General features: G+C 71.3%; 25 protein-coding genes. 18 read left to right on the plus strand and 7 right to left on the minus strand.

Annotation, left to right across the window (positions count from 1 at the left end; all coding sequences use genetic code 11):
• The first annotated feature begins 45 nt into the window (after window positions 1-45).
• Complete coding sequence (gene tilS / locus IM770_RS14490; RefSeq protein ID WP_203581864.1) at window positions 46-1041, plus strand: tRNA lysidine(34) synthetase TilS; 996 nt, start codon at window positions 46-48, stop codon at window positions 1039-1041.
• Between the two features lie 6 nt (window positions 1042-1047).
• Here the strand turns inward: tilS and IM770_RS14495 are convergent, their stop codons facing one another.
• Complete coding sequence (locus IM770_RS14495) at window positions 1048-1608, minus strand: DUF937 domain-containing protein (RefSeq protein ID WP_307785473.1); 561 nt, start codon at window positions 1606-1608, stop codon at window positions 1048-1050.
• Window positions 1609-1694: 86 nt separating this feature from the next.
• Between IM770_RS14495 and hpt the strand changes: the two genes are divergently transcribed.
• Window positions 1695-2246 (plus strand): hypoxanthine phosphoribosyltransferase, encoded by a 552-nt coding sequence (gene hpt / locus IM770_RS14500; protein WP_203581865.1) that lies wholly within the window; start codon window positions 1695-1697, stop codon window positions 2244-2246.
• A 31-nt stretch (window positions 2247-2277) separates the two neighbouring features.
• Here hpt and IM770_RS14505 read toward each other — a convergent pair whose 3' ends face one another.
• Window positions 2278-3336 (minus strand): hypothetical protein, encoded by a 1059-nt coding sequence (locus IM770_RS14505; protein WP_203581866.1) that lies wholly within the window; start codon window positions 3334-3336, stop codon window positions 2278-2280.
• Between the two features lie 194 nt (window positions 3337-3530).
• Here IM770_RS14505 and ftsH point away from each other — a divergent pair, with 194 nt between their 5' ends.
• The 11 genes from ftsH (at window position 3531) to IM770_RS14560 (ending at window position 13313) form a co-directional block, all read left to right on the plus strand.
• A complete protein-coding gene (ftsH, locus tag IM770_RS14510; protein ID WP_203581867.1) occupies window positions 3531-5537 on the plus strand; it encodes an ATP-dependent zinc metalloprotease FtsH in 2007 nt (668 codons plus the stop codon).
• A 9-nt stretch (window positions 5538-5546) separates the two neighbouring features.
• Window positions 5547-6137: a GTP cyclohydrolase I gene (gene folE, locus IM770_RS14515; protein WP_203581868.1), complete on the plus strand. Its 591-nt coding sequence runs from the start codon at window positions 5547-5549 to the stop codon at window positions 6135-6137.
• Window positions 6134-6967 carry a dihydropteroate synthase gene (folP, locus tag IM770_RS14520; RefSeq protein ID WP_203581869.1) on the plus strand — a complete coding sequence of 278 codons (834 nt, stop codon included), beginning with the start codon at window positions 6134-6136 and terminating at the stop codon, window positions 6965-6967. Before folE ends, folP begins: the two co-directional genes overlap by 4 nt.
• On the plus strand, window positions 6940-7335 hold the full coding sequence (gene folB, locus IM770_RS14525; protein WP_203581870.1) for a dihydroneopterin aldolase: 396 nt from the start codon (window positions 6940-6942) through the stop codon (window positions 7333-7335). Before folP ends, folB begins: the two co-directional genes overlap by 28 nt.
• On the plus strand, window positions 7332-7886 hold the full coding sequence (gene folK / locus IM770_RS14530; protein ID WP_203581967.1) for a 2-amino-4-hydroxy-6-hydroxymethyldihydropteridine diphosphokinase: 555 nt from the start codon (window positions 7332-7334) through the stop codon (window positions 7884-7886). Before folB ends, folK begins: the two co-directional genes overlap by 4 nt.
• Window positions 7883-8383 carry a DUF3180 domain-containing protein gene (locus IM770_RS14535; protein ID WP_203581871.1) on the plus strand — a complete coding sequence of 167 codons (501 nt, stop codon included), beginning with the start codon at window positions 7883-7885 and terminating at the stop codon, window positions 8381-8383. The genes folK and IM770_RS14535 overlap by 4 nt, the downstream gene beginning before the upstream one ends.
• 115 nt (window positions 8384-8498) lie before the next feature.
• Window positions 8499-8999 carry a PH domain-containing protein gene (locus IM770_RS14540; RefSeq protein ID WP_307785478.1) on the plus strand — a complete coding sequence of 167 codons (501 nt, stop codon included), beginning with the start codon at window positions 8499-8501 and terminating at the stop codon, window positions 8997-8999.
• On the plus strand, window positions 8996-10936 hold the full coding sequence (locus IM770_RS14545; protein ID WP_203581873.1) for a PH domain-containing protein: 1941 nt from the start codon (window positions 8996-8998) through the stop codon (window positions 10934-10936). Before IM770_RS14540 ends, IM770_RS14545 begins: the two co-directional genes overlap by 4 nt.
• Window positions 10933-11649, plus strand: coding sequence for a Rossmann-like and DUF2520 domain-containing protein (locus IM770_RS14550; protein ID WP_203581874.1), 717 nt, complete (start codon window positions 10933-10935; stop codon window positions 11647-11649). The genes IM770_RS14545 and IM770_RS14550 overlap by 4 nt, the downstream gene beginning before the upstream one ends.
• Entirely contained in the window at window positions 11646-12491 is an 846-nt protein-coding gene (gene panC / locus IM770_RS14555; protein ID WP_203581875.1) for a pantoate--beta-alanine ligase, read from the plus strand. The genes IM770_RS14550 and panC overlap by 4 nt, the downstream gene beginning before the upstream one ends.
• A 27-nt stretch (window positions 12492-12518) precedes the next feature.
• Window positions 12519-13313: an MBL fold metallo-hydrolase gene (locus IM770_RS14560; protein WP_203581876.1), complete on the plus strand. Its 795-nt coding sequence runs from the start codon at window positions 12519-12521 to the stop codon at window positions 13311-13313.
• 27 nt (window positions 13314-13340) lie between these two features.
• Here IM770_RS14560 and IM770_RS14565 read toward each other — a convergent pair whose 3' ends face one another.
• On the minus strand, window positions 13341-14552 hold the full coding sequence (locus tag IM770_RS14565) for an MFS transporter (protein WP_239066272.1): 1212 nt from the start codon (window positions 14550-14552) through the stop codon (window positions 13341-13343).
• A gap of 243 nt (window positions 14553-14795) precedes the next feature.
• Here IM770_RS14565 and lysS point away from each other — a divergent pair, with 243 nt between their 5' ends.
• A complete protein-coding gene (gene lysS / locus IM770_RS14570) occupies window positions 14796-16328 on the plus strand; it encodes a lysine--tRNA ligase (RefSeq protein ID WP_203581878.1) in 1533 nt (510 codons plus the stop codon).
• Between the two features lie 52 nt (window positions 16329-16380).
• On the opposite strand, the gene IM770_RS14575 is transcribed toward lysS, so the two are convergent.
• Window positions 16381-17703, minus strand: a complete 1323-nt coding sequence (locus tag IM770_RS14575; RefSeq protein ID WP_203581879.1) for a DUF4192 family protein — start codon at window positions 17701-17703, stop codon at window positions 16381-16383.
• Window positions 17704-17909: 206 nt separating this feature from the next.
• Here IM770_RS14575 and IM770_RS14580 point away from each other — a divergent pair, with 206 nt between their 5' ends.
• From IM770_RS14580 to IM770_RS14590, 3 genes are all read left to right on the plus strand, one after another.
• Window positions 17910-18101: a hypothetical protein gene (locus IM770_RS14580; protein ID WP_203581880.1), complete on the plus strand. Its 192-nt coding sequence runs from the start codon at window positions 17910-17912 to the stop codon at window positions 18099-18101.
• 133 nt (window positions 18102-18234) lie between these two features.
• Window positions 18235-19701 (plus strand): cardiolipin synthase, encoded by a 1467-nt coding sequence (gene cls / locus IM770_RS14585; protein ID WP_203581881.1) that lies wholly within the window; start codon window positions 18235-18237, stop codon window positions 19699-19701.
• A 130-nt stretch (window positions 19702-19831) separates the two neighbouring features.
• On the plus strand, window positions 19832-20566 hold the full coding sequence (locus tag IM770_RS14590; RefSeq protein ID WP_203581882.1) for a hypothetical protein: 735 nt from the start codon (window positions 19832-19834) through the stop codon (window positions 20564-20566).
• A 45-nt stretch (window positions 20567-20611) separates the two neighbouring features.
• Here IM770_RS14590 and IM770_RS14595 read toward each other — a convergent pair whose 3' ends face one another.
• Genes IM770_RS14595 through IM770_RS14605 form a run of 3 tightly spaced genes read right to left on the minus strand, consistent with a single transcriptional unit; the run spans window position 20612 to window position 22070 of the window.
• Window positions 20612-20842, minus strand: a complete 231-nt coding sequence (locus IM770_RS14595) for a helix-turn-helix domain-containing protein (protein WP_203581883.1) — start codon at window positions 20840-20842, stop codon at window positions 20612-20614.
• Window positions 20839-21444, minus strand: coding sequence for a DUF2975 domain-containing protein (locus IM770_RS14600; RefSeq protein WP_203581884.1), 606 nt, complete (start codon window positions 21442-21444; stop codon window positions 20839-20841). Before IM770_RS14600 ends, IM770_RS14595 begins: the two co-directional genes overlap by 4 nt.
• A complete protein-coding gene (locus IM770_RS14605) occupies window positions 21444-22070 on the minus strand; it encodes a hypothetical protein (RefSeq protein WP_203581885.1) in 627 nt (208 codons plus the stop codon). The genes IM770_RS14600 and IM770_RS14605 overlap by 1 nt, the downstream gene beginning before the upstream one ends.
• Window positions 22071-22294: 224 nt before the next feature.
• Between IM770_RS14605 and IM770_RS14610 the strand changes: the two genes are divergently transcribed.
• On the plus strand, window positions 22295-24820 hold the full coding sequence (locus IM770_RS14610) for an ATP-dependent Clp protease ATP-binding subunit (protein WP_203581886.1): 2526 nt from the start codon (window positions 22295-22297) through the stop codon (window positions 24818-24820).
• Window positions 24821-24991: the final 171 nt, after the last annotated feature.

Here is a 24991-nt window from a genome sequence, read left to right on the forward strand (position 1 = left end):
AGTGCGCTACTCGAAAGGTCGGAGCGAGCCCGGTAGCGTGGGCGGGTGAAGGAGCGCAGACCCGGACTCGACCCCGCCGTCGCGGAGGTGCGGCTCGCCGTACGCCGGGCGCTCGCCGGCCTCGAGCCCGGAAGCACCGTGGTGGTCGCGCTGTCGGGCGGCGCCGACTCGCTCGCGCTCGCCGCGGCGACGGCCTTCGAGGCTCCGAAGCTGGGCCTGCGGGTCGCCTCGCTGACCGTCGATCACGGTCTGCAGGAGGGATCGACGGATGCCGCCACCGCCGCCGCGGCCAAAGCCGGCGCCCTGGGCATCGACGCCCGCGTCGCGCGCGTCGAGGTCGGGGGCGCGGGCGGTCCCGAGGCGGCCGCGCGCGACGCGCGCTACCGCGCCCTCGTCGACGGAGCGCGCGAACTCGGCGCGGCCGCGATCCTCACCGGTCACACCCTCGACGACCAGGCCGAGACGGTCCTGCTCGGCCTCGCGCGTGGAGCGGGCGGCACGAGCCTGCAGGGCATGGCCGAGGCATCCGCCCTCGACGGCGTCGCCCTGCTGCGCCCACTGCTGGGGGTCCGCCGCGCCACGACGCGGCTCGCCTGCACCGCCGAGGGGCTCGACGCATGGGACGACCCGCACAACCTCGAGCCGCGCTTCGCGCGCGTGCGCGTGCGCGAGAAGGTGCTGCCGGTGCTCGAGGCCGAACTCGGACCGGGCATCGCCGAGGCGCTCGCGCGGACGGCCGCTCAGCTGCGCGAAGACGCCGAGGCCTTCGACGAGATGATCGACGAGACGATCGAAGACATCGTCGAGCACGCCGAGGCGGGCATCTCGGTGTCGGCGGCGGCACTCGCCGCGAACCCGGCGGCGCTGCGCCACCGCATCATCCGGCACGTCGTCGCGAGCGAGTTCCACGAGAGCCTCACGCGCTGGCAGACCCTCGAGGTGGCACGGCTCGTGACGGACTGGTCGGGGCAGGGCCCGATCGATCTTCCCGGATGCCGCGCCCGCCGCATCGGCGGACGCGTGGAGTTCACCGCGCGCTGAGCGGGCCTACTTCTTGCCGCCGAACAGGCCGCCCAGCAGTCCGCCGATGTCGATGCCGCCGGCGGACGACCCGCCGGACGACGAGCCGCCCGAGCCGCCGAGCAGGCCGCCGATGAGGTCGCCGATCCCTCCGCCGGATGACGAGCCGGATGACGAGCCGGGGGCCGCGGCATCCGTCCCGCCCTGCTTGTTCTTGGCCAGCAGGCCCATCACGATCGGGGCCAGCATCGGCAGGAGCTTGGCGAAGTCGATGCCCGCCGTCTGCGGCTCGTCGGTGAGCTTTTGCTCCACCGCCTCCTTCTGACCGCCGAAGATGTGGCCGAGGATCTTGTCGCCGTCGGCGGTGTCGATCTGATCCACTCCGGTGGGAAGGGCGCCGGCGTGCCGGTCGAGCGCCTTGTCGATGGAGGCGGCGCCGTCGGGCGTCTGCGCGTTGCGCTGGAGGCCGCTCAGGATCGTCGCACCGCCCTCTTCGACGGCCTGCGCCGCGACGGCGGGATCGACCCCGAGCTTCTCGGCGATCTGATCGAGGGGCAGGGACTTCAGGATGTCTTCGATGCCGGCCACGGCGGCCTCCCTTTCGTCGAACGGCGTCGTCCGGTTCCGCGGCTCATCTTAGGGTCGGTGCGGCGAGCCCCTCTAGACTCGTTCGCATGCGCGCGGCCGACGTTTCCAGCGACATCAGCGAAGTCCTCGTCACCGAGGAGGAGATCCGAGCCAAGCTCGACGAGATCGCGGCGCGGGTGGATGCGGACTACGGCGACCAGGATCTGCTGCTGGTCGGAGTGCTCAAGGGCGCGATCATGGTCATGGCCGATTTCTCGCGGGCGCTCGAGAAGCACGTGACGATGGACTGGATGGCCGTCTCGTCGTACGGCGCCGGCACGAAGTCCAGCGGTGTGGTCCAGATCCGCAAGGACCTCGACACCGACATCCTCGGCAAGCACGTGCTCATCGTCGAGGACATCATCGACTCGGGCCTGACCCTCAGCTGGCTGCTGGAGAACTTCGCGGCTCGCGGCGCGGCATCCGTCGAGGTCTTCGCGCTCCTGCGCAAGCCCGAGGCCGCGAAGGTCGAGGTGCACTGCAAGTACGTCGGCTTCGACATCCCGAACGAGTTCGTCGTCGGCTACGGCCTCGACTACGCCGAGAAGTACCGCAACCTGCGCGACGTGGCGGTGCTCGCCCCCCACGTGTACAGCTGACGCGCGTCCCCGGCCCTCGGCCGAGCAGGTCTCAGCCGCGCAGCAGGTCGACGAGGCCGGCCGGCGCCGTGTACGTCGAGAGGGCGTCGACGATGAGCCGACGGCAGCCGTCGAGCTCCACCGTGATCGTCGCCAGCCCGCCACCCGGGTGGAGCACGACGAGCGAGCCCGGCAGGTCGTCGCACGGCTGCGGAAGCGGCTGAGCGGATGCCGCGGCCTCCAGCACGGCGCGCGTCGCGGCCGCGTCGAGCGTGCGGCTGCCCGTGAACCACGCCTGACCGTCCACCTCGACCGTCACCCACGTCGTGGCGCCGGGTGCGGGCGTCGCCGTCGGGTTCGCGCTGTCGTCGGTGGAGTAGGCGCAGAGGCGAAGCTCGTCGACCTCGCCGGGCGCCGGCGTCCGCGGCGGCTCCCACGGGATGGTGGTGATGCCGTCGGAGGTGGGAGCGGGCTGCGGGGCCACGCTCGTGCCCTCCCACTCCCCGAGCTGCTCCGGCGTGGCGAGCTGCAGCGGCCGGGCCGACCAGGTGGCCTCGCAGCCGGCGTCGATCGCCGCGCTCGGCTGGGCGAGGGTGCGCTGCTCCTCGTCGGTGCGCACGACTGCGAGTCGGGCCAGCGCGTCGCCGATCAACTCGACCTTCGGCTGACCGCAGCCGTCGACCGGATAGCGCAGGCGGACGCCCTGGCCCGCGGCATCCGTCAGCCACACCAGCGGCGCGATGGTCGCGATCGCCGGGCACGCGCCGAGCGAGCGAGGCTCGTCGGGCTCGGCCTGCGCGCGCAGCACCGCCGCGAGGTCGCCCTCGAGCCGCTCGCGCAGCACGACCGACCAGATGCCCTCGTCATCCTCGACCGTCTGGAACGGCACGCAGCGGACGGCGGCGACGGGCTCGAAGTCGTCGGGGACGGGCCCGGCGTCGGTCTGCGGGTCACCGCCGAAGGGGTCCATGCCTGCGCAGGAGATCTCGGCGACGGTCGCCGCGGGTGGCAGCGGCGTCGGCGGCCCGATCGGCGTGGTCGCGCAGGCAGCCAGGGCGAGCACGGCGACCGCGGTCAGAGAGGCGGCGGCGAGGGCGCGGATGCGGGGCACGGGGTCCTCCTCGTCGTGGGCTCGTGCGACGCTCCGGCCCACGCTAGCGCGAACCCCCGTCGCCCGCGATTACGCCCGAGGCGAATGCACAGACAGCGCCTAGGAAGCGCGCGATACCCTGATTCAACCGTCGACGGGGGTTTTCCTGTCTGCGGCGGCACGTCGACGAAAGGGGTCGGGCTCGGGCCCGCGCCATGGACTTCAAGAAGATCACCCGCAACCCGCTCTTCTACGTCCTCCTGATCGGGGTCTTTCTCATCGTCGGGTTCTCGCTCATCTCGAGCCTGAACGGCGCGAAGCAGATCTCCACGCAGGAGGGTCTCGAACTGCTCTCCGGTGACACTGTCGCCGAGGTCGTCAACACCGACGGCGACCAGCGGGTCGACATGAAGCTCTCCAAGGAGTACGACGGCGCCAGCGACGTGCAGTTCTACTACGTCTCGGCACGTGCCGACGAAGTCGTCGAGGCGATCAACGCCGCCGACCCGAAGGACGGCTTCAACGACGCCGTGCCGCGCGCGACGTGGTTCGACGGGTTCATCTCGCTGCTCCTGCCGATCCTGCTGCTCGGTCTGCTCTTCTGGTTCCTGCTCTCCAGCGCCCAGGGCGGCGGCAGCAAGGTCATGCAGTTCGGCAAGTCCCGCGCGAAACTCGTGACCAAGGAGATGCCGCAGGTCACCTTCCAGGACGTCGCGGGCTCCGACGAGGCGATCGAGGAGCTCGAGGAGATCAAGGACTTCCTCAAGGACCCCTCGAAGTTCCAGGCCGTCGGCGCCCGCATCCCGAAGGGCGTGCTGCTGTACGGCCCTCCCGGAACCGGCAAGACGCTCCTCGCCCGCGCGGTCGCCGGCGAGGCGGGCGTGCCCTTCTACTCGATCTCGGGCTCGGACTTCGTCGAGATGTTCGTCGGCGTCGGCGCCAGCCGTGTGCGCGACCTCTTCAACAACGCCAAGGACAACGCCCCGGCGATCATCTTCATCGATGAGATCGACGCCGTCGGCCGTCACCGCGGCGCGGGCCTCGGCGGCGGACACGACGAGCGCGAGCAGACGCTCAACCAGATGCTCGTCGAGATGGACGGCTTCGACCCCAAGGCCAACGTCATCGTGATCGCGGCGACCAACCGCCCCGACATCCTCGACCCCGCCCTTCTGCGCCCGGGCCGCTTCGACCGCCAGATCGGCGTGGATGCGCCCGACCTCAAGGGCCGCCAGAAGATCCTCGAGGTGCACGGCCGCGGCAAGCCGCTCGCCGACGGCGTCGACCTCGAGGTCGTCGCGCGCAAGACGCCCGGCTTCACCGGCGCCGACCTCGCCAACGTGCTGAACGAGGCCGCCCTCCTCACCGCCCGCTCGAACGCGCAGCTGATCGACAACCGCGCGCTCGATGAGGCCATCGACCGCGTGCTGGCAGGGCCCCAGCGCCGCACGCGCGTGATGAAGGACAAGGAGAAGCTCATCACGGCCTACCACGAGGGCGGTCACGCGCTCGCGGCGGCGGCGATGAACCACACCGACCCGGTCACGAAGGTCACGATCCTGCCGCGCGGCAAGGCCCTCGGCTACACGATGGTGCTGCCGCTGGACGACAAGTACTCCGTCACGCGCAACGAGCTGCAGGATCAGCTCACGTATGCGATGGGCGGTCGCGTGGCCGAGGAGATCGTGTTCCACGACCCGACCACGGGCGCCTCGAACGACATCGAGAAGGCGACCAGCATCGCCCGCAAGATGGTCACCGAGTACGGCATGACCGGCGACATCGGCCCGGTCAAGCTCGGCCAGTCGTCGGGCGAGGTCTTCATGGGCCGCGACATGGGCCACGGGCGCGACTTCTCGGAGCGCATCGCCGAGCGCGTCGACCGCCAGGTGCGCGACCTCATCGAGCAGGCGCACAACGAGGCCTACGAGGTCATCAACGCCAACCGCGACGTGCTCGACAAGCTCGCGCTCGCGCTGCTCGAGAAGGAGACGCTCGACCACCTCGAGCTCGCCGAGATCTTCAAGGACGTCAAGCGCCTGCCGCCGCGCCCGCAGTGGCTCTCGAGCGAGCAGCGCCCGCCGTCGACGCTCCCGCCGGTCGACGTGCCGCAGCGCCGCGACGAGGCGGGTCTCGCCGCGAGCGTCGAGGCCGAGCAGCCGGCCGCCGAGAAGGCGGCCAAGCGTCGCCCGAGCGGGCAGGCGCGCCCCGCGACCGCGTAGGCTCGGCCCGTGGCCGTCGATCGTGAACGCGTCGCGGCGCTCGTCCGCGAGCTGCTCGAGGCGATCGGGGAGAATCCCGAGCGCCCCGGTCTGAGGCAGACGCCCGAGCGCGTCGCCGACGCGTACACCGAGTTCTTCTCGGGAGTGGGGGAGGATGCCGCGGCCCCGCTCGCGCACACCATCTCGGTCTCGCGCGGCCCGGCGCCCGACACCCTGCCCTCGGGCGCCGTCATCCTTCGCGACATCATCTTCCGGTCGGTGTGCGAGCATCACCTGCTGCCGTTCCGCGGCCACGCGCACCTCGCCTATCTCCCCGGCGAGCAGGTCGTCGGTCTCGGCGCACTGCCGAAGGTCGTCGAGATCCTGTCGTCGCGGCCCCAGGTGCAGGAGCGGCTCGGCGAGCAGATCGCCGACGTGATCGCGGCATCCCTCGACGCCCGCGGCGTGCTGGTCGTGCTCGACGCGACGCACGAGTGCGTGACCATGCGCGGGGGACGACAGCCGGATGCCTCGACCGTGACCATCGCCGCCCGCGGCGAGCTCGCCGAGTCGGCGGCCCGCGCCGAGCTCGTCACGTTGATCGGGGCCGGTCGCGGATGACCCTCGTCATGGGGATCGTGAACGTCACGCCCGACTCGTTCAGCGACGGCGGACGATACGCGGATGCCGATGCCGCCGTCGCCCACGCGCTCCGGCTGCGGGCGCACGGCGCCGACATCCTCGACGTCGGCGGCGAGTCCACCCGCCCGGGCGCGGAACGGGTCGATCCGTCGATCGAGCAGGACCGGGTGCTGCCCGTGGTGCGCGCGCTGACGGAGGCGAGTCTCGTGGTCAGCATCGACACCATGAACGCCTCCACGGCGGTCGCTGCCGTCGAGGCCGGGGCGCGCATCGTCAACGACGTGTCGGGCGGGCTCGCCGACCCCGGACTGCTCGCGGCCGTCGCCGCGACGGACGCCGACATCGCCATCGGCCACTGGCGCGGGCATTCGACCGACATGTACGCGCGGGCCGAGTACGGCGACGTCGTCGACGACGTGATCGCCGAGCTGCGCGGCCGGCTCGAGGCCGCCGCGTCCGCCGGCATCGCGCCGTCGCGGATCATCCTCGATCCCGGCATCGGCTTCGGCAAGAAGGGCGCTCAGAACTGGGCCGTGCTGCGGGATCTCGACCGCCTGGTCGGGCTGGGCCCGCGGGTGCTCGTCGGCACCAGCCGCAAGAGGTTCCTCGCCGAGGCGCTGGCCGACGACCCCGCCGACGCGGACGAGGCGCGGCGCGACCTGGCGACCGCCGTGACGAGCGCGCTGGCGGCGCAGGCCGGCGTGTGGGCGGTGCGGGTGCACGATGTCGCCGGTACGCGCGACGCTCTCACCGTGGCGCGCAGCTGGCAGGAAGGGAGCCGATGGACTTCATCGACGAGATCACACTGACGGGCGTCCGCGCGTTCGGATACCACGGCGTCTACGAGGACGAGCGGCGCGACGGCCAGGAGTTCGTGGTCGACGTGACGCTGTACGTGAGCACAGCGCGAGCAGCGGCATCCGACGACGTCGCCGACACCGTGCACTACGGTCAGGTCGCCGAGCGCATCGTGGAGCTCGTCGGCGGCGAGCCGCTGAACCTCATCGAAGGGCTGGCCGCGCGGATCGCCGACGATCTCCTCGCGCACGACCTCGTGCGCATGGTCGCGGTGACCGTCCACAAGCCGCAGGCGCCCATCTCGGTGCCGTTCTCGGATGTGTCGGTGACGATCCGCCGCGCCCGGCAGGAAGAGCCGACGTGGACGGCGGGCTCGTGAACCGCCGGTTCGCGGACGGCTTCGAGGGCGGGGCCGAGCGCCACCCGCGCGAGGCGGTCGAGGCCGTGGTCGCGCTGGGCGCGAATCTCGGAGACCGCGCCGAGACGCTGGCCGCCGCCATCAAGGATCTCGCCCGCGTGCCGCTCGTCGACGCGGTGCGCGTGTCGGAGCCGATCGAGTCGGTCGCCATGACGCCGGAGGGGCCCGACGACTCGGCCCCGGGGTACCTCAACGCGGTCGCGATCCTCACCACCCGGCTCGCGCCGACGGTGCTGCTCGGCTACCTGCACGCGATCGAGCAGCGGCACGGCCGCATGCGCTCGACGCAGCGTTCGGCCCGCGAGGGCGGCTGGGAGGACCGCACCCTCGATCTCGATCTCATCGCGTACGGCGAGGTCGTGAGCGACGACGACGCGCTGCTGCTGCCGCATCCGCGCGCCGCCGAACGCGACTTCGTGCTCGGGCCGTGGCTGGCGGTCGATCCCGACGCCGTGCTCCCCGGCGTCGGCCGGGTCGACGAGGCGCTGCGACGGCTGCGAGGGGACCGATGAAGCGCACCGGCGCCGGCGTGCTGGTCGTGGCCGCCGTCCTCGGCGTCGCGGCGGGCTTCGTCGTCGATCAGCTCCTCACGTCGGCCGGGCGCCCCACCTTCACGCCCGCGGTCACGCTGCCGATCCTGCTGGTGCTGCTGGGTGCGGTCGTGGTCGGCCTCGCCGTGCCGATCCGCCGCGCGACGCACGGCGCCTCGAAGGCGAAGGTCGATCCGTTCCGTGCGGTGCGCATCGCCATGCTCGCGAAGGCGTCGAGCATCGTCGGAGCGGCGATCGGCGGGCTCGGCGCGGGCCTGTGGATCTTCCTCGCGACGAGGCCCGTCCCACCCTCGCTAGGCTCGTTGGGGACGGTCATCGCGACGACCGTGTGCGGCGCGCTGCTGGTCGCCGCCGGTCTGGTCGCGGAGCACCTGTGCACGATCCGGAAGGACGACGATGACGAACACCCCGGAGGAAGCGACGACCCGGGACTGGAACCCCGCCTCCGCGACCACTGACGCGGCCGGCGGGACGGTCCAGGGCGGCGGGACGGTCCAAACCGGCGGGACGCTCGAGGGCGGCGGAACGCTCGAGGGGAGCGGAACGCTCGAGGGGAGCGGGACGTTCGAGCGGATCGTCGAACCGCGGTCCGAGAACCGCCTCGCACTCGAAGGCGGCGTCTGGCACCAGATCTCGCCCAAGTACGTGACGGTGCAGCTGATCTCCACCGGGTCGTTCCTCGTGCTCGTCATCGCGGCGACCCTCGTACTGACGCTGCTGATGCACCAGCTGTGGGCCTGGATCCCCGGTGGCATCCTCACGGTGATCCTCACGTGGACCCTTGTGATCCTGCCGCGGCAGGCCCGCTCGATCGGCTACCAGCTGCGGGCGGACGACCTCGTCTTCCGCCGCGGCATCCTCTGGCAGCGGTTCGTCGCCGTGCCTTACGGGCGCATGCAGCTCATCGATATCACGCACGGACCGCTCGACCGCGGTTTCGGCATCGCGCAGCTCAAGTTCGTCACGGCCGCCGCCGCGACGGGCGTGGTGATCCCGGGCCTGGAGCAGTCCACGGCCGAGACGCTCCGCGACCACCTGGTCGCGGTCGCTGAAGCCCGGCGCACGGGACTATGACGTCGATCTCCGGACCCGCGGACGGCACGCCCGTGCCGCCGGAGCCGAACGCCCCCGAGTTCACGGAATCGCCCGCCTTTGCGGATCCCGCCGCGGAAGCGCCGGTCGGCCCGGCCGGCGATCCCGATGCCGCGCCTGCGGCCAGTCCGGCCGCGCCGCCGCCGCAGCTCGTGCGCTCGCCGCTGAGCGACGGCGAATGGCACCGGCTCCACCCGCTCACGCCGCTGCTGCGGGGCGGCCTGTTCCTGATCGTCGTCATCGGCATCGTCTTCGCGAACCTGCGCGACCGGCTGTTCTTCGTGTTCCTGCCGTGGCTCGCGCCCGACATCGAGGACGAGGTCGGCGACTGGGAGAGCGCCGGCGGCGATCCGATCGACTTCATCATCGTCAACAACCTCTACGTCCTCGCCCTGCTCGCGGTGCTGGCCGCGCTGATCGTGATCGTCGCCGTCTTCTACACGTCGTGGCGATTCCACACGTTCCGCATCACGGGCGACGACGTCGAGGTGCGCAGCGGGATCCTGTTCCGCACGCAGCGCCGGGCTCCGCTCGACCGCGTGCAGGGCGTCAACCTGACGCGGCCGATGATCGCGCGGCTCCTCGGCATGGCGAAGCTCGAGGTGGTGGGCGCCGGCGCGGACGCCAACGTCAAGCTCGAGTACCTGTCGACCTCCAACGCCGAGGCGGTGCGCGCCGACATCCTGCGACTCGCCTCCGGCCGTCGGCTGGCGATGGCCTCCGGCTCAGCGGCCCCGGCGGGCCCGGCCGGCACGCCGGTCCACGGCAGGGTCGCATCTCTCGGCCAGACCGTCGGGCGCGAGCTCACGGGCATGATCGAAGGCCCCGAGGCACCGGTGGCCGAGCTCGAATCGGTCGTGCACATCCCGGTCGGGCGGCTCGTGGCATCCCACGTCCTCAGCGTGTCGACCGTGGCGCTGCTGATCGCGATCGTCGTGATCGTGGTGGGCGTCAGCCAGGGGGCCGCCTGGATGCTGTTCGGCTTCGTCCCGGCGATCATCGGTTTCGGCGCGTACTGGATCCGCTCGATCGTACGGTCGCTGCGCTACTCGATCGCCCCGACGCCCGACGGAGTGAGGATCACGTTCGGTCTCTTCACGACCATCACCGAGATCGTGCCTCCGGGCCGGATCCACGCCGTCGAGGTCACGCAGCCGATCCTCTGGCGGCCGGCGGGCTGGTGGACCATCCGCATCAACCGGCTCACCGGCCGGAGCGCCGCCGATGCCAACACCGATCAGTTCACGACGGTCCTGCCGGTCGGCACCGCCGACGACGTCGATCGCGTGCTGCGGCTGCTGCAGCCGTCGCTTCCCGACGACGAGCGGGCGCTCATCGTGCAGGAGGGCATGCTCGGCCCGGGCGACGTCGACACCTTCACGAACACGCCGAAGCGGGCGTGGTGGATCCGACCGCTGTCATACCGTCGCAACGGCTTCCGCCTCAGCGGCGACGTGCTGCTGATGCGCCGCGGCGTGGTGTGGCGCAAGCTCGTGATCCTGCCTCTCGCGCGCCTGCAGAGCTTCGGGCTCTACCAGGGCCCGCTCGATCGGGCATCGGGGGTGACGAACGTGCGCGCGCACGTGGTCACCGGCCCCGTCTCGCCCTTCCTCGCCGCGGTCGACCGCGACACCGCGCTCCGGCTCTTCGACGACGTCGCCCGCGGCTCGGTGCGCGCCGCGCTCATCGATCGCACGCATCGCTGGGCTGCGGAGGAGACGGATGCCGCGGCCGCCGCTGTCCTCAGCGCCGAGCCGTTCGTCGGCCCCGCCCCGGTCGCGCCTGCGTCCGCCGCGCCCGGGCTCGCCGCGCCGGCCGCGCCCGCGCCGGCCTCGCCGGTCGCGCCTGCGCCACCCGCGTCGGTCGCGCCGGCGCCCGCGAGTCCGGGTCCCGTCGCCGGAGCGGAGGAGCGCGCATGACCCGCGAGGGCCGCCTCGGCGTGGGAGTCATCGGGGCCGGCCGGGTCGGACCCGTGCTGGGCGCCGCGCTCGGCGGCGCAGGCCACGCGCTCGTCGGCATCACGCCGGGATCCGACCCCGAGCGAGTCGAGGCGATCCTCCCCGGCGTCCCCGTCCTCGATGCGACCGAGGTGGCGCGGCGGAGCGAGCTGGTCATCGTCGCCGTGCCGCACGATCAACTCGAGGGACTGGTGACCGGCCTCGCCGAAGTGGGGGCATGGCAGCCGGGGCAGCTCGTGGTGCACACCGATCCGGCCTGGGGCACCGGCATCCTGTCGGCCGCCGTGGCGAAGGGCGCGATCCCGCTCGCGGTGCACCCGGCGATCGAGTTCAGCGGCACGTCGATGGATCTGCGCGCCCTCGCGAGTGGGTACGCGGCGGTCACCGCGCCCGGCCCGGTGCTGCCGATCGCGCAGGCGCTGGCGGTCGAGCTCGGCTGCGAGCCGGTGGTGGTGGATGAGGCCGCGCGCCCCGCGTACGCGGAGGCGATCGCCACCGCGCGCGACTTCTCGCGGTCGATCGTGCAGCAGGCGACGTCGCTCCTGGCGGAGGCCGGCGTGCCGCATCCGGGCTCGTTCCTCTCCGCGCTGGCCCACACCACGATCGACCACGCCCTGGCGGAGGCGGGCTCCGGTCCGGGACCAGCCGAGCCCCCCGCTACGATCCAAGGATGATCAGCACCATCGACGGGCTGCGCGCCCGCCTGGCAGAGGTCCGCGCGGCGAATCCGGGTGTCCGCATCGCGCTCATCTCGACCATCGGCTCGCTCCACGACGGGCACATCGATCTCGTCCATCGCGCGCGCGAGGTCGCCGATGTCGTGGTGGTGTCGATCTTCGTGAACCCGCTGCGGTTCTCCTCGCCCGCCGAGCTCGCCGCGTACCCGCGCACGCCCGACGACGACGCCCGCCTGCTGGAGTCGCTCGGGGTGGAAGTGGTGTTCGCGCCGGATGCCGCTGAGCTGCTGCCGCACGGGTCGGCGACCACCAAGGTGAGCGCCGGCGATCTGGGCCTGCGCTACGAAGGGCGCAGCCGCCCGTTCTACTTCGACGGCCTCCTCACCGTCGAGGCCAAGCTCTTCCATCTCGTGCGGCCCGACGTCGCCGTGTACGGCGAGCGCGACCGGCAGCGCGTCTTTCTCGTGCGCCGCATGGTCCGCGACCTGTTCTTCGACCTCGAGGTCGCCACGGTCGAGACGGTGCGCGGCGATGACGGGCTGCCCGTCTCGACGCGGGTCGGACTGCTCGAGGAGCGCGATCTCGCGGCCGCCGTACTGCTGCCGGCCGCCCTCGACGCGGCCGCCGCCAACGCCGACCGCGGCGTCGATGCGTGCATCGCGGCCGCCCAGTCGACGCTGATGGGGGAGCCCCGCATCCGGCTCGAGTACCTGAGCGTGGTCGATCCCGCGACGTTCCTGCCCGTCGACGAGGGGAGCAGCGGCCCCGCGCTCGCGCTCATCGCCGCAACGGTGGCGGGCCACCGATTCATCGACAACGCCGAGATCTACCTCGGCTGAGCCCGGGCTGCGGGGCTGGGAGGCGACATGCGCGTCACACGGATCGGCGGCCCGACGGCCCTCGTCGAATGGGAGGGGTGGCGGATCCTCACCGACCCCACCTTCGACCCGCCGGGGCGGACCTACGCGTTCGCGTTGGGCACGAGCTCTCGCAAGACGGCGGGCCCCGCACTGTCGCCCGACGAGATCGGCGAGGTGGATGTCGTGCTGCTCAGCCACCATCACCACGCCGACAACCTCGACGACGCCGGCCGCGCCGCGCTGTCGTCGGTCCGCACGGTGCTGACTACGGTCGCCGGCGCGAAGCAGCTGTCGTCCTCGGGCGGCCACCCCGACGCCCGCGGACTCCGAGCCGGAGACACCGTCACCCTCACGGCGGAGGGCAAGCCCGATCTCATGGTCACGGCGACCCCCTGCCGGCACGGCGCGCCGCTCACCCGGGCCATCGTCGGCCCGGTGGTGGGCTTCGCGCTCACGCTGGACGGCGCCGCGCGCCCCGGCCTGTGGATGACGGGTGACACGGTGATGTACGGAGCGCTGCGCACGGCGGCGCGGGGTCTCCGGCCGGACGTCGCGCTCGTGCACATCGGTGCGGTGAAGTTCCCGCTCACCGGGCCGCTCGCGTACACGATGAACGCGGAGGACGCCGTGGAGCTGATCGCCCTGGCCGAGCCCGGCGTCGCGGTGCCGATCCACGTCGAGGGATGGAGTCACTTCTCTCAGCAGGAGCAGGCGGCCGCCGCGGTCTTCGAGTCGGCGCCGGGTGGGGTGCGCGATCGCGTGAAGTGGGCGCCGCTGGGGGAGGCCGTCGACCTGCGCTGACGAGGGCGTCCGCTCGGACACCGCTCGTCAGGGGGCGCGTTCCGCTGACGAGCGGCTCGCCTGTGGCGAGGTGCGGCGCATGGCGGAGCCCGCGACGAGCGTCGCGATCAGCACGACCGCCGAGAAGACGAGCAGCACGGTCGCCTCGCCCCAGAAGGCGAGGCTGAGCCCCACGAGGAGCACCGGCGCGACGAGCCCTCCGTAGGCGATGAGGAAGAGGAGCGCGAGCGTCTCGCCCCGTCGTTCGGGGCCGGTGAGCGCGCCGGCCACGGCGATCGCCGACCGGAACATGATGCCGGCGGCGGCACCGGCGACCACGCCGCCTCCGATGAAGAGCGCAAGGGCGGGGATCAGCGCCCCCGCTGCGATCGCTGCGAGTCCGACGGCGAAGCCCACGATCGCGATGAGGAGCTGCGTGCGCTGGGCGACGCTGACGAGAAGCAGCTGGGCGAGGGCCGCAGCTCCGAAGACCGCGAAGACCGTTGCTCCCTCGACGAGGTGGTCCGACACGTCGAACGTGTCGCGCAAGAACGTCGGAGCCAGAGACGTGAACAGCGCGAAGAGGGCGAACGAGGCGGCGGCGCCCGTGCTCGCCGCGGCGAATGCCGCGCGATACGTCGGCGGGAACGCCAACCGCTGCGGCCGGTACGCCGGATGAGCGGCGGCCGTGTCCACGGTCTCGGGTACGTGGCGCAGGACGACGGCCGCCGTGACGAAGATCGCCAGGAACGTGATGTGCGGCAGCTCCAGAGGGTCGGGCGCGAACTCGGCGAAGAGTCCCCCCACGAGCGGCCCGAGCGCCAGCCCGCCGAGATTGGCAGCTCCCGCGACCGACGCGGCGACGACGGCTCTCTCGCCAGGTCGCGCCCTCGCACGCAGCTCGGCGAGGTGAGCCGTCGCCGCGGCGCTGATGATGCCCACGCCGACCCCATCGATGAACCGGGCCGCGACGAGGCCGGGCACCGAGTTCCACGCGATGAAGACGATCGCCGCGAGCGCCGACACGAGCACGGCGATCACCGTCATCCGCCGTCGCCCGGCCCAGTCGCTGATGTGACCGACGAGGAAGAGGCTGAAGACGACCCCGACCGCGAACGCGGTGAAGATGACGGTCACCACCTCGACGGGGAACTCGTCGGCCGCCTGATAGAGCGGATACAGCGGAGTCGGGACGGTCGCGTAGGCGGTGACGGTCATGAAGGCGGCTGCGACCACCCAGAATCCCGTGAGATCCGACATCGTGCGACGAGCTCGCGACATGACGCCGTCCGATCTGGTCGAGGTGACCCCAGGGCGCCCCCGACCATACTCGCGTGCGCCGGCGCGGCCAAGAGCCCGGATCTCGTGCTGCGGGTGCCACGGGGGCGCGGCGCGGCATCCGGTGCAGCCGTGCCATCGGCTGTTCAGAAAGGCCGGAGCCGCCCGCCGATAGACTTGGGGGTCCGCATTCTGCGGAGAACACCGCACCGAGGAGCACATCCCGTGACCGACACGACCTCGCCCGCCGAGACCGCCGAGCCGACCGAGCTGTCCGAAGACGACGTCTTCGAGCAGAAGGCCGTGCGGCTGGCCAAGCGCGAGCGGCTGGTCGCGGAGCGGACCGATGCCGCGGGCGGTGCCTACCCGGTGAGCGTGCCGATCACCGACACGATCCCCGCGCTGCGCGAGCGCTACGGCGACCTCGAAGCGGGCGCCGAGACCGGCGTCACCGCGGCGGTCGCCGGCCGCGTCGTCTTCAGCCGCAACACCGGGAAGCTGTGCTTCGCCACGCTGCAGGCCGGGGACGGCAGCCGGATCCAGGCCATGGTGTCGCTGGCCGCCGTCGGCGACGAGTCGCTGCAGGCGTGGAAGGAGCTGGTCGACCTCGGCGACCACGTCTTCGTCTCGGGCGAGGTCATCTCCAGCCGCCGCGGCGAACTGTCGATCATGGTCGGCGAGTGGCGCATCGCCTCGAAGGCGGTGCTGCCGCTGCCGAACCTCCACACCGAGCTGAGCGAGGAGAGCCGCGTCCGCAGCCGCTTCCTCGATCTCATCGTGCGCGACCGCGCGCGCGAGACGGTGCTGGCGCGGGCGAAGGTCAACCAGAGCCTGCGTCAGACGTTCGCCTCGCACGACTTCGTCGAGGTCGAGACGCCGATGCTGCAGGTGCAGCACGGCGGCGCGTCGGCGCGCCCCTTCATCACGCACTCGAACGCCTTCGACGCCGACCTGTACCTGCGCATCGCGCCCGAGCTCTTCCTCAAGCGCGCCGTCGTCGGCGGCATCGACCGCGTGTTCGAGATCAACCGCAACTTCCGCAACGAGGGCGCCGACTCCACGCACAGCCCCGAGTTCGCGATGCTCGAGGCGTATCAGGCTTACAGCGACTACAACGGGATCGCCGACCTCACGCAGGAGCTCATCCAGAACGCCGCGGTCGCGGTGTCGGGCTCGACCACGGTCACGTGGGCCGACGGCACCGAGTACGACCTCGGCGGGCAGTGGGACCGCCTCTCGATGTACGACTCCCTGTCGGAGGCGGCCGGCCGGTCGATCACGCCCGAGACGCCCTTCGACGAGCTCGTGACGCTCGCCGAGGCCGAAGGCGTCGACCTGCCTCCGCACGCGATCCACGGCAAGCTCGTAGAAGAGCTGTGGGAGCACTTCGTCAAGCCGGGCCTGCACCGGCCGACGTTCGTGATGGACTTCCCCCTCGACACCAGCCCGCTGGTGCGCGAGCACCGCTCCATCGCGGGCGTCGTGGAGAAGTGGGACCTCTACGTCCGCGGCTTCGAGCTGGCGACCGGCTACTCCGAGCTCGTCGACCCGGTCATCCAGCGCGAGCGCTTCGTCGAGCAGGCCAAGCTCGCGGCGCGCGGCGACCTCGAGGCCATGCGCATCGACGACGAGTTCCTGCGCGCTCTGGAGCACGGCATGCCCCCGACCGGCGGTATGGGCATGGGCATCGACCGGCTGCTCATGGCGGTCACCGGGCTCGGCATCCGCGAGACGATCCTCTTCCCGCTCGTCAAGTAGCGCGAGCGGCGCCGCGGCGCAGGTAGCGCGGGCGGCGCTGCGGCCGCACACGTCACCGCCCGCCCGCGCGGCGGAAGGCCCAGTCGGGCAGGTGACCGGCGGCCACGAAGGAGAGCACGATCTGCGACAGCCCGTGCTCGGGCTCGATCTCGCAGGCCCGTTCGGCGTAGGCGGCGGCGTGCGTCGAGCGTCCGAGCGCCCACGACAGCCACGCGCACATCGCGAGCGGTCCCGGTCGCGCGTTGCGCGGTGCGACCGCGGCCGCATGCCGGGCGAGCGTGAGCGCCGTCTCGAGCCGGGAGACGTCCGGTGCGTCGCCCTCGCCCCACATGCGCATCGCAAGGTGCGCGGGGTACTCCTCGCCCGACTCCCACCGCAGCTGCGCGTCGAACGCCTCGTCGCCCTGCGCGAGGTCGCCGCTCCACTGCACGAGCGCGACGTCGCGCAGCGACGGGCGGGCCAGGCACCAGACGAGCGCGGCGGCGTCGTAGGCGTCGGCGTCCTCCGGCGACCGCGACAGGGCCTCCTCGAAGAAGCCCGGAAGGTCGTCGAACCGGCAGACGGTTGCGAGGGCGCGCGGGTCGACGCGATCCGCCGATGCGGTCATGGATGCCGCGTCCTCGACCTCGCCCGACACCGGCGCCGGAACGGGCCCCAGGTCGTCGGCGCACGCCGACGGTGTGGTCGTCGCCGCACGGGGCGTCGTGCGCACCGGGTCGCCGGCACGGCACGTGGCATCGGCCGCAGGCCCGAACGCCGAGCGTGCCGGGTCCGATGAGCGCGGTGCCGCGAGGTCTGCGGTGTCCCGTCCGCACAGGACGTCGACGGCCCGCTGGAGGGCGTCCATCGCCCGCGCGACGTGGTCGCGCTCCTCGTCCGTGCAGTGCGGCAGGTCGGCGCCGGCGGACTGGTCGCCGTCGGGCTCGGGCACGTCGGCGGGGCCGCTCCAGGTCAGGTCTTCCAGCGCGCGTCCATCGCCGGGGCAGTCGGGGTCGAGGAGCGACGCCCACGCGTCGCCCGCCACGCACAGCAGGTCGGTGACGCGCAGGCCGCACGCGTGGGCGCGGCGCTCGAACGCGGCGAGGACCCCGCGGTGCGGCATCCGCCCCTCGTCCTCGAAGCGCGCGTCGGTGTATGCGATCGCGGCGACGGCGTCCGCGTCGGGGAGCCGGCACACCATGCCGGTCACCGTGGCCGCGACGCTGTCGATCGCGTCGTCGTCGCCGTCCGGCAGGTCGAACCGCATGGCGCCGAGGCTGCGCGCGCCGTCGAAGGGGATGACGACGAGGCTCTGCGTCGGGTGGTAGCCGAGCATGCGGGGGATGAAGGACAGGAACTGCGCGGCGTCCGCGGCTTTGACGACAGTGGGGGTCATGGAGGACGACTCTCCCGAACTGCGGGGGCGCGTAGGACGACGGATGCCGCGACCGTGGGCACTGCCTCGCCAGCCGCCTATCCGGCGGGATGTGGAGGAATGGTGGGGCCTTCCCGAGGCCGCTCGGCCTGTGGAGAAGCCGCGGAATCCGGCCCTTGCGGCCACCTGTGGAGGAGGCGCCGCCGGCACCGCGTATCCTTGAAGGCATGGATTACTGGGTCGCGGTGCTGTGGACGCTCCTGCCGACCGTCGTCGTCTCGCTGATCTTCTTCTTCGTGATGCGCAGCGTGATCCGTGCTGACCGCACCGAGCGTCGCGTCTATGCGAAGCTCGAGGCCGAGGAGCGCGCGAAGCGCGGACTCCCGCCGGTCGCACCCACCGCTTCCGCGGACCGCTGACACCGCCCCACGCCGCAGGCCGCCGGTGCCGGGCGCCGTCGGCCCTCCCCGATAGTGTGGGCACACTGTCCCATCCGCCGGTCGTCCGATCGTCCCGATCCGCGCGACCCGTGCCGACGAGAGGCCTCGCCCGGTGATCACCATCACGTTCGATGCAACGTGGTGGGTGGTGCTCGTCTTCGTCATCGACCTCGTCATCCGCGTGACGGCGATCATCGTCGTCCCGCGCAACCGCCGGCCGACCGCGGCGATGGCCTGGCTGCTCGCGATCTACTTCATCCCGATCATCGGCGTGTTCCTCTTCCTCCTGATCGGCAACCCGCGGCTGCCCCGCAAGCGGCGCCGCAAGCAGGAGCGCATCAACGAGTACATCCACGACACGAGTGCGTCGCTCGACTTCGGAACGCTGCGCCCCCACGCGCCCGGCTGGTTCACGTCGCTGGTCACGCTCAACCGCAACCTCGGCGCGATGCCGCTGGCGGGCGACAACGCCGCGGAGCTGATCCCCGACTACCAGGAGAGCCTCGACGCGATGGCGGACGCCATCCGCGACGCCGAGCGGTTCGTCCACGTCGAGTTCTACATCCTGCAGGCGGATGCCGCGACCGACAACTTCTTCCGCGCGCTCGAAGAGGCGGCCGGCAGGGGGGTGACGGTGCGGGTCCTGCTCGATCACTGGGCCAACCGCGGCAAGCCGTTCTACAAGCGGACGCTCAAGCGCCTGGACGCGATGGGCGCGCAGTGGCACCTGATGCTCCCGGTGCAGCCGCTGCGCGGCAAGTACCAGCGCCCCGATCTCCGCAACCACCGCAAGCTCCTCGTGGTCGACGGCCGTGTGGCGTTCACCGGCTCGCAGAACATCACCGATTCGACGTACAACCTGCGCAAGAACATCCGTCGGGGCCTGCACTGGGTCGACCTCATGGCCCGCATCGAGGGCCCGGTCGTGGCATCCGTCAACGCGGTCTTCCTGAGCGACTGGTACAGCGAGACCGACGAGGTGCTCACCGACGACATCGACCTGTTCGACGTCACCAGCGGACCGGGCGACCTGGACTGCCAGATCATCCCCTCGGGGCCGGGGTTCGAGTTCCAGAACAACCTCAAGCTGTTCGCCGGCCTGCTCTACGCGGCGCAACGGCAGATCATCGTGGTCAGCCCGTATTTCGTGCCCGATGAGGCGATGCTGCTGGCCATCACGACGGCCTGCCAGCGCGGCATCCATGTCGAGCTCTTCGTCTCGGAGGAGGGCGACCAGGCGATCGTCTACCACGCCCAGCGCAGCTACTACGAAGCGCTGCTGCGCGCCGGCGTGAAGATCTGGATGTACAAAAAGCCGTTCATCCTGCACACGAAGAGCCTCACCATCGACGAAGAGGTCGCGATCGTCGGATCGAGCAACATGGACATGCGCAGCTTCGGTCTCAACATGGAGATCTCGATGCTGGTGCGCGGCGAGGAGTTCGTGCGCCAGATGCGCGTCGTCGAAGACATGTACCGCTCACTCAGCCGCGAGCTCACGCTCGAGGAGTGGGAGAAGCAGCCGCTCCGGTCGACCGTCCTCGACAACCTCGCGCGGCTGACGTCCGCGCTGCAGTGAGGCGATGGGGCGATCTCCCGGCTGATCGTGACCATCGCGTGATCGAAGTGCTGAGATTCCGGGGCGATCTGCGACACCATAGGGGTGACGGATGCCGGGGACGGCGTCCGCGGATGCCGAGGAGGCGCGCATGCCCGTTCACTCCCGTTCACTCATCGCCGCTGCCGGTCTGGCACTCTTGACCGCAGGACTTCTGACGGCTTGCGCGAGCCCCGCCGGCTCCGAGCCGAACTCCTCCTCCCCGTCGTCGTCGGCGCCGGGCACCGACGACTCCGATGACATGGATCTGGAGGCGGCCTGGCTCGACGGCGGGCGCATGATCGGCCTCGTCACGTACGGCTCGTCGACCTGCGTGCCCACGGCCGGCGACGTCTCGTACGCCGACGGTGTGCTCGAGGTCGAGCTCGTCGACCCCGCCGGCGACACGGCCTGCACGAGGGACATGGTCCCGCGGGCGACGGTGGTGGGCCTGCCTGAGGAGGCCGATACGACCCAGGAGTTCGAGGTCCGCGTCACCGGCGCCTACAGCGGTGAGGCCGACCTCGACCCCGTGCCGGGACTCGACCAGACCGGTGAGACCGACTACCTGCCGAGCGCCGGGTGGACCGACGCCGACGGCCAGTTCGTGATCCTCACGTGGGGTTCGTCGACGTGTCCTCCGGTGATCGAGAACGTCGAAGGCTCCGGCACCGAGGTGACGGTCACGTTCGCCACCCCGCCGGCCGACCAGGCCTGCACGATGGACATGGCGCCGCGCGGCGTCGTCGCGCAGGTCAGCGGCATCGACGACGACGCCGAGGTGTTCGCCATCCTCACCGGCGCCGAGTACGACGACGTCCGCATTCCGATCATCGGCCACGACTGACGCCCGCGAATCCGGATGCCGCGGCCCGCGGCATCCGGAATCTGCTCAGTCTGCGCGCACGAGCAGGTCGCCGATCTCGCAGTCGAGCGCGCGGCAGATCGCGGAGAGCGTCGAGTAGCGGATCGCGCGGGCGCGGTCGTTCTTGAGGATCGACAGGTTCACGACCGAGACGCCCACGAGCTCCGACAGACGTGTGAGGGTCATGCCGCGCGCCTCGAGCAGCTCGTCGAGCCGGCAGTGGACGCCGCTCGGGCCGTCGTCCTCCGCGGGGGTCACACGAGTCCTTCCGTGTCGCGCTGCAGGCGCTCGCCGTGCGCGAAGGCGCCGGCCAGCACACCCGCCACGAGCGCGGCGATCCAGGCCGGCGCGTACGCCACCAGGTCGAGCATCGCGAGCGGCTCGTAGTCGAGGCCGAGCGCCTCCATGGCGCTGCGCCGCGCCATCGCGTCGCTGAGCATCACGAGGACGGCGGTCGCCAGGATCGTCGTCCCCACGACGGTGAGCGCGCGCGTCACGCGGCGCGAGAAGACGCGGCCGGCGCGGAACTCGAGGGCGAGCCGGACGATGGCGGCGACCGTCACCAGCGTGCCGAGCAGCACCAGGACGGCGGAGGTCACGAGGAACGCCTGGCCGGCGGGGTCGAGGCCGGGCACGCGCACCGCCGCTTCGGTGAGCGTCTGCGGCGCGGGTGCCGACTGACCCTCCAGCGTCACCTCGACAGGGGCCTCCGTGACCGGCAGGGTGAAGGGCACCCCGGCGGCGTCGAACACCCCCACGATGCGCACGATGGTCCACAGCGCCACGCCGGCCGCGGCCGCCACGGCGTAGAAGACGAGATCGAGCGTTCCGGTCAGGCGCGGGGCGGCATCCGTCGTCATCACACGAGTCCTTCCGTGTCGCGCTGCAGGCGCGAGCCGATCTGGAACGCCCCGGCGACGAGTGCGAGCGCGAAGCCCCAGCCGATCGGCGCCAGGTCCAGCTGCAGCAGGAAGATCCAGAAGACGTCGGTGACGGCCTCGTCGGTGGCGGCGAGGTGCTCGACGAGCATCGCGCGTCCCCAGGCACCGGCGAACTGGCCGAACAGCCCGCCTGCGATCACCAGGCACGCGACCACGCCGATCGCGGTGGGCATCGAGGCGCGGAACGGCCGTGCCCGGATCAGCGACACCCCGAGCCACCAGGCGATGGCACAGACGCCGATCGTGGCGAGGGCGGGCAGTGCGACCTCGAGCAGCAGCAGCCAGCTGACCCCGGCCGGCAGCGAGGCGAAGGTGACGTCCGCAGAGGTGTAGACGGCGGCCGTGATGTCGCTGACGCCGTCCAGGGCCTCCACGTCGCCGCCGGTCACGGGCATGGCGACGGTGGCGTCTGCGCCGAAGATCTCGACCGCCGCCCGGACGCCGGCGACCAGGGCCGCGACCGCGACGCTGACCGCGCCGGTGGCGATGACGCCGAGAGCGACCGCGTCGCCCGTGCTCACGGTGCTGCGCTGAATCGCGTACATCTCGCGGCTCCAATCCATATCGATAAACGTTGTTATCGAAAAACGATAAGGGAAACGGATGCCGCAGCGCAAGGCATCCGTCATCGCGAATGCCGTCCACGAATGTCGTGGCCCCGCGCTATGCCCACGGCGAACACGGCCGTGGGCTCTCGACCCTCTCGTTACCCTCGATGTAAGGCGCCAGACGTGCATCACCGCACCGGGGTGCCCCGGAGGAGTGAACGATGTTCGAGAGATTCACCGACCGTGCCCGTCGTGTGGTCGTCCTCGCCCAGGAAGAGGCGAAGATGCTGAACCACAACTACATCGGCACCGAGCACATCCTGCTCGGTCTCATCCACGAGGGCGAGGGCGTCGCCGCGAAGGCGCTCGAGAGCCTGGGCATCTCGCTCGACGCCGTGCGCGAGCAGGTGCAGGACATCATCGGCCAGGGTCAGCAGCAGCCGACCGGCCACATCCCCTTCACCCCCCGCGCCAAGAAGGTGCTCGAGCTGTCGCTGCGCGAGGCGCTGCAGCTCGGCCACAACTACATCGGCACGGAGCACATCCTTCTGGGCCTGATCCGCGAGGGCGAGGGCGTCGCCGCCCAGGTGCTCGTCAAGCTCGGCGCCGACCTGAACAAGGTGCGCCAGCAGGTCATCCAGCTGCTGTCGGGCTACCAGGGCAAGGAGCCCGCGGGAGTCGCCAGCGGCGCAGGAGAGCAGACCCAGGGCACCACGCAGGGCGGCTCGCAGGTGCTCGACCAGTTCGGCCGCAACCTCACGCAGGCCGCGCGCGACAACAAGCTCGACCCGGTGATCGGGCGCGAGAAGGAGATCGAGCGCGTCATGCAGATCCTGTCGCGCCGCTCCAAGAACAACCCCGTCCTCATCGGCGAGCCCGGCGTCGGCAAGACCGCCGTCGTCGAGGGCCTCGCGCAGGCGATCGTCAAGGGCGACGTGCCCGAGACGCTCAAGGACAAGCAGCTCTACTCGCTCGACCTCGGTTCGCTGATCGCCGGCTCCCGCTACCGCGGTGACTTCGAGGAGCGCCTGAAGAAGGTCACCAAGGAGATCCGCACGCGGGGCGACATCATCGTCTTCATCGACGAGATCCACACCCTCGTGGGTGCCGGTGCCGCCGAGGGCGCGATCGACGCCGCGTCGATCCTCAAGCCGCTCCTGGCCCGCGGCGAGCTCCAGACGATCGGCGCGACGACGCTCGACGAGTACCGCAAGCACTTCGAGAAGGATGCCGCGCTCGAGCGCCGCTTCCAGCCCATCCAGGTCGCCGAGCCGAGCCTTCCCCACGCGATCAACATCCTGAAGGGCCTGCGCGACCGCTACGAGGCGCACCACAAGGTGCAGATCACCGACGGCGCGATCGTCGCGGCGGCGAACCTCGCCGACCGCTACATCTCGGACCGCTTCCTGCCCGACAAGGCGATCGACCTGATCGACGAGGCCGGCGCCCGCCTGCGGCTGTCGATCCTGTCGAGCCCGCCCGAGCTGCGCGAGTTCGACGACAAGATCGCCAAGGTCCGCGAGCAGAAGGAGCAGGCCTCCGAGGGCCAGGACTTCGAGAAGGCCGCGTCGCTGCGCGACGAGGAGAAGTCGCTCCTCGCCGAGCGCCTGCGCCTCGAGAAGCAGTGGCGCTCGGGCGACGTCGCGTCCCACGCGGTGGTCGACGAGGGCCTGATCGCCGAGGTGCTCGCGCAGGCCACCGGCATCCCGGTCTTCAAGCTGACCGAGGAGGAGTCGAGCCGTCTCGTCTTCATGGAGAAGGCGCTGCACCAGCGCGTCATCGGCCAGGAGGAGGCGATCGCCGCCCTCTCGAAGACGATCCGCCGCCAGCGTGCGGGTCTCAAGGACCCGAAGCGCCCGTCGGGCTCGTTCATCTTCGCCGGCCCGACCGGCGTCGGAAAGACCGAGCTCGCCAAGGCGCTCGCCGAGTTCCTCTTCGACGACGAGGCCGCGCTGATCTCGCTCGACATGTCGGAGTTCGGTGAGAAGCACACCGTCTCGCGCCTGTTCGGTGCCCCTCCCGGATTCGTCGGGTTCGAAGAGGGCGGCCAGCTCACCGAGAAGGTGCGCCGCAAGCCGTTCTCGGTCGTGCTCTTCGACGAGATCGAGAAGGCCCACCCCGACATCTTCAACTCGCTGCTGCAGATCCTCGAAGAGGGTCGCCTGACCGACGGTCAGGGTCGCGTCATCGACTTCAAGAACACGGTGATCATCATGACGACGAACCTCGGTTCGTCGGCGATCGCCGGTGGCCCGGTGGGCTTCCAGGTCGAGGGCAACAGCGGCACGACCTACGAGCGCATGAAGGGCAAGGTCAACGAGGAGCTGAAGCGCAACTTCAAGCCCGAGTTCCTGAACCGCGTCGACGACATCATCGTCTTCCCGCAGCTCGACAAGGACGAGCTGCGCCAGATCGTGGGTCTGTTCACCAAGCGCCTCGGCGAGCGCCTGCTCGACCGCGACATGACGGTGGAGCTGACGGATGCCGCGAAGGACAAGCTGATCGAGATCGGCTTCGACCCCGCACTCGGCGCCCGGCCCCTGCGTCGTGCGATGCAGCGCGAGATCGAGGACCGCCTGTCGGAGAAGATCCTCCACGGCGAGCTCGACGCGGGCGACCACGTGAAGGTCGACGCGCAGAACGGCGAGTTCGTGTTCGAGCACGGCCCCCGCGGCGAGAAGGTCGCCGTCGGCGTCGTGCACAACGGCGAGATCACCGCGACACCGGATCTGGCCGCGAACGCGTAATCCCTGATTCGCACGAGAGCGGATGCCGCGACCCCGGGTCGCGGCATCCGCTCTTCGTCGTTCCCGTGCTGGACTGTGCTCGTCGAGCGAGCGAGCGAGGAACGAGCGAGACGAAACGCCTGCACCCGGCGCAGTCGTCGATCCGAGGCGTTTCGTCTGCGGGCGCTGGAG

The sequence above is a fragment of the Microbacterium hibisci genome (assembly GCF_015278255.1).
Taxonomy (GTDB): Bacteria; Actinomycetota; Actinomycetes; order Actinomycetales; family Microbacteriaceae; genus Microbacterium; species Microbacterium hibisci.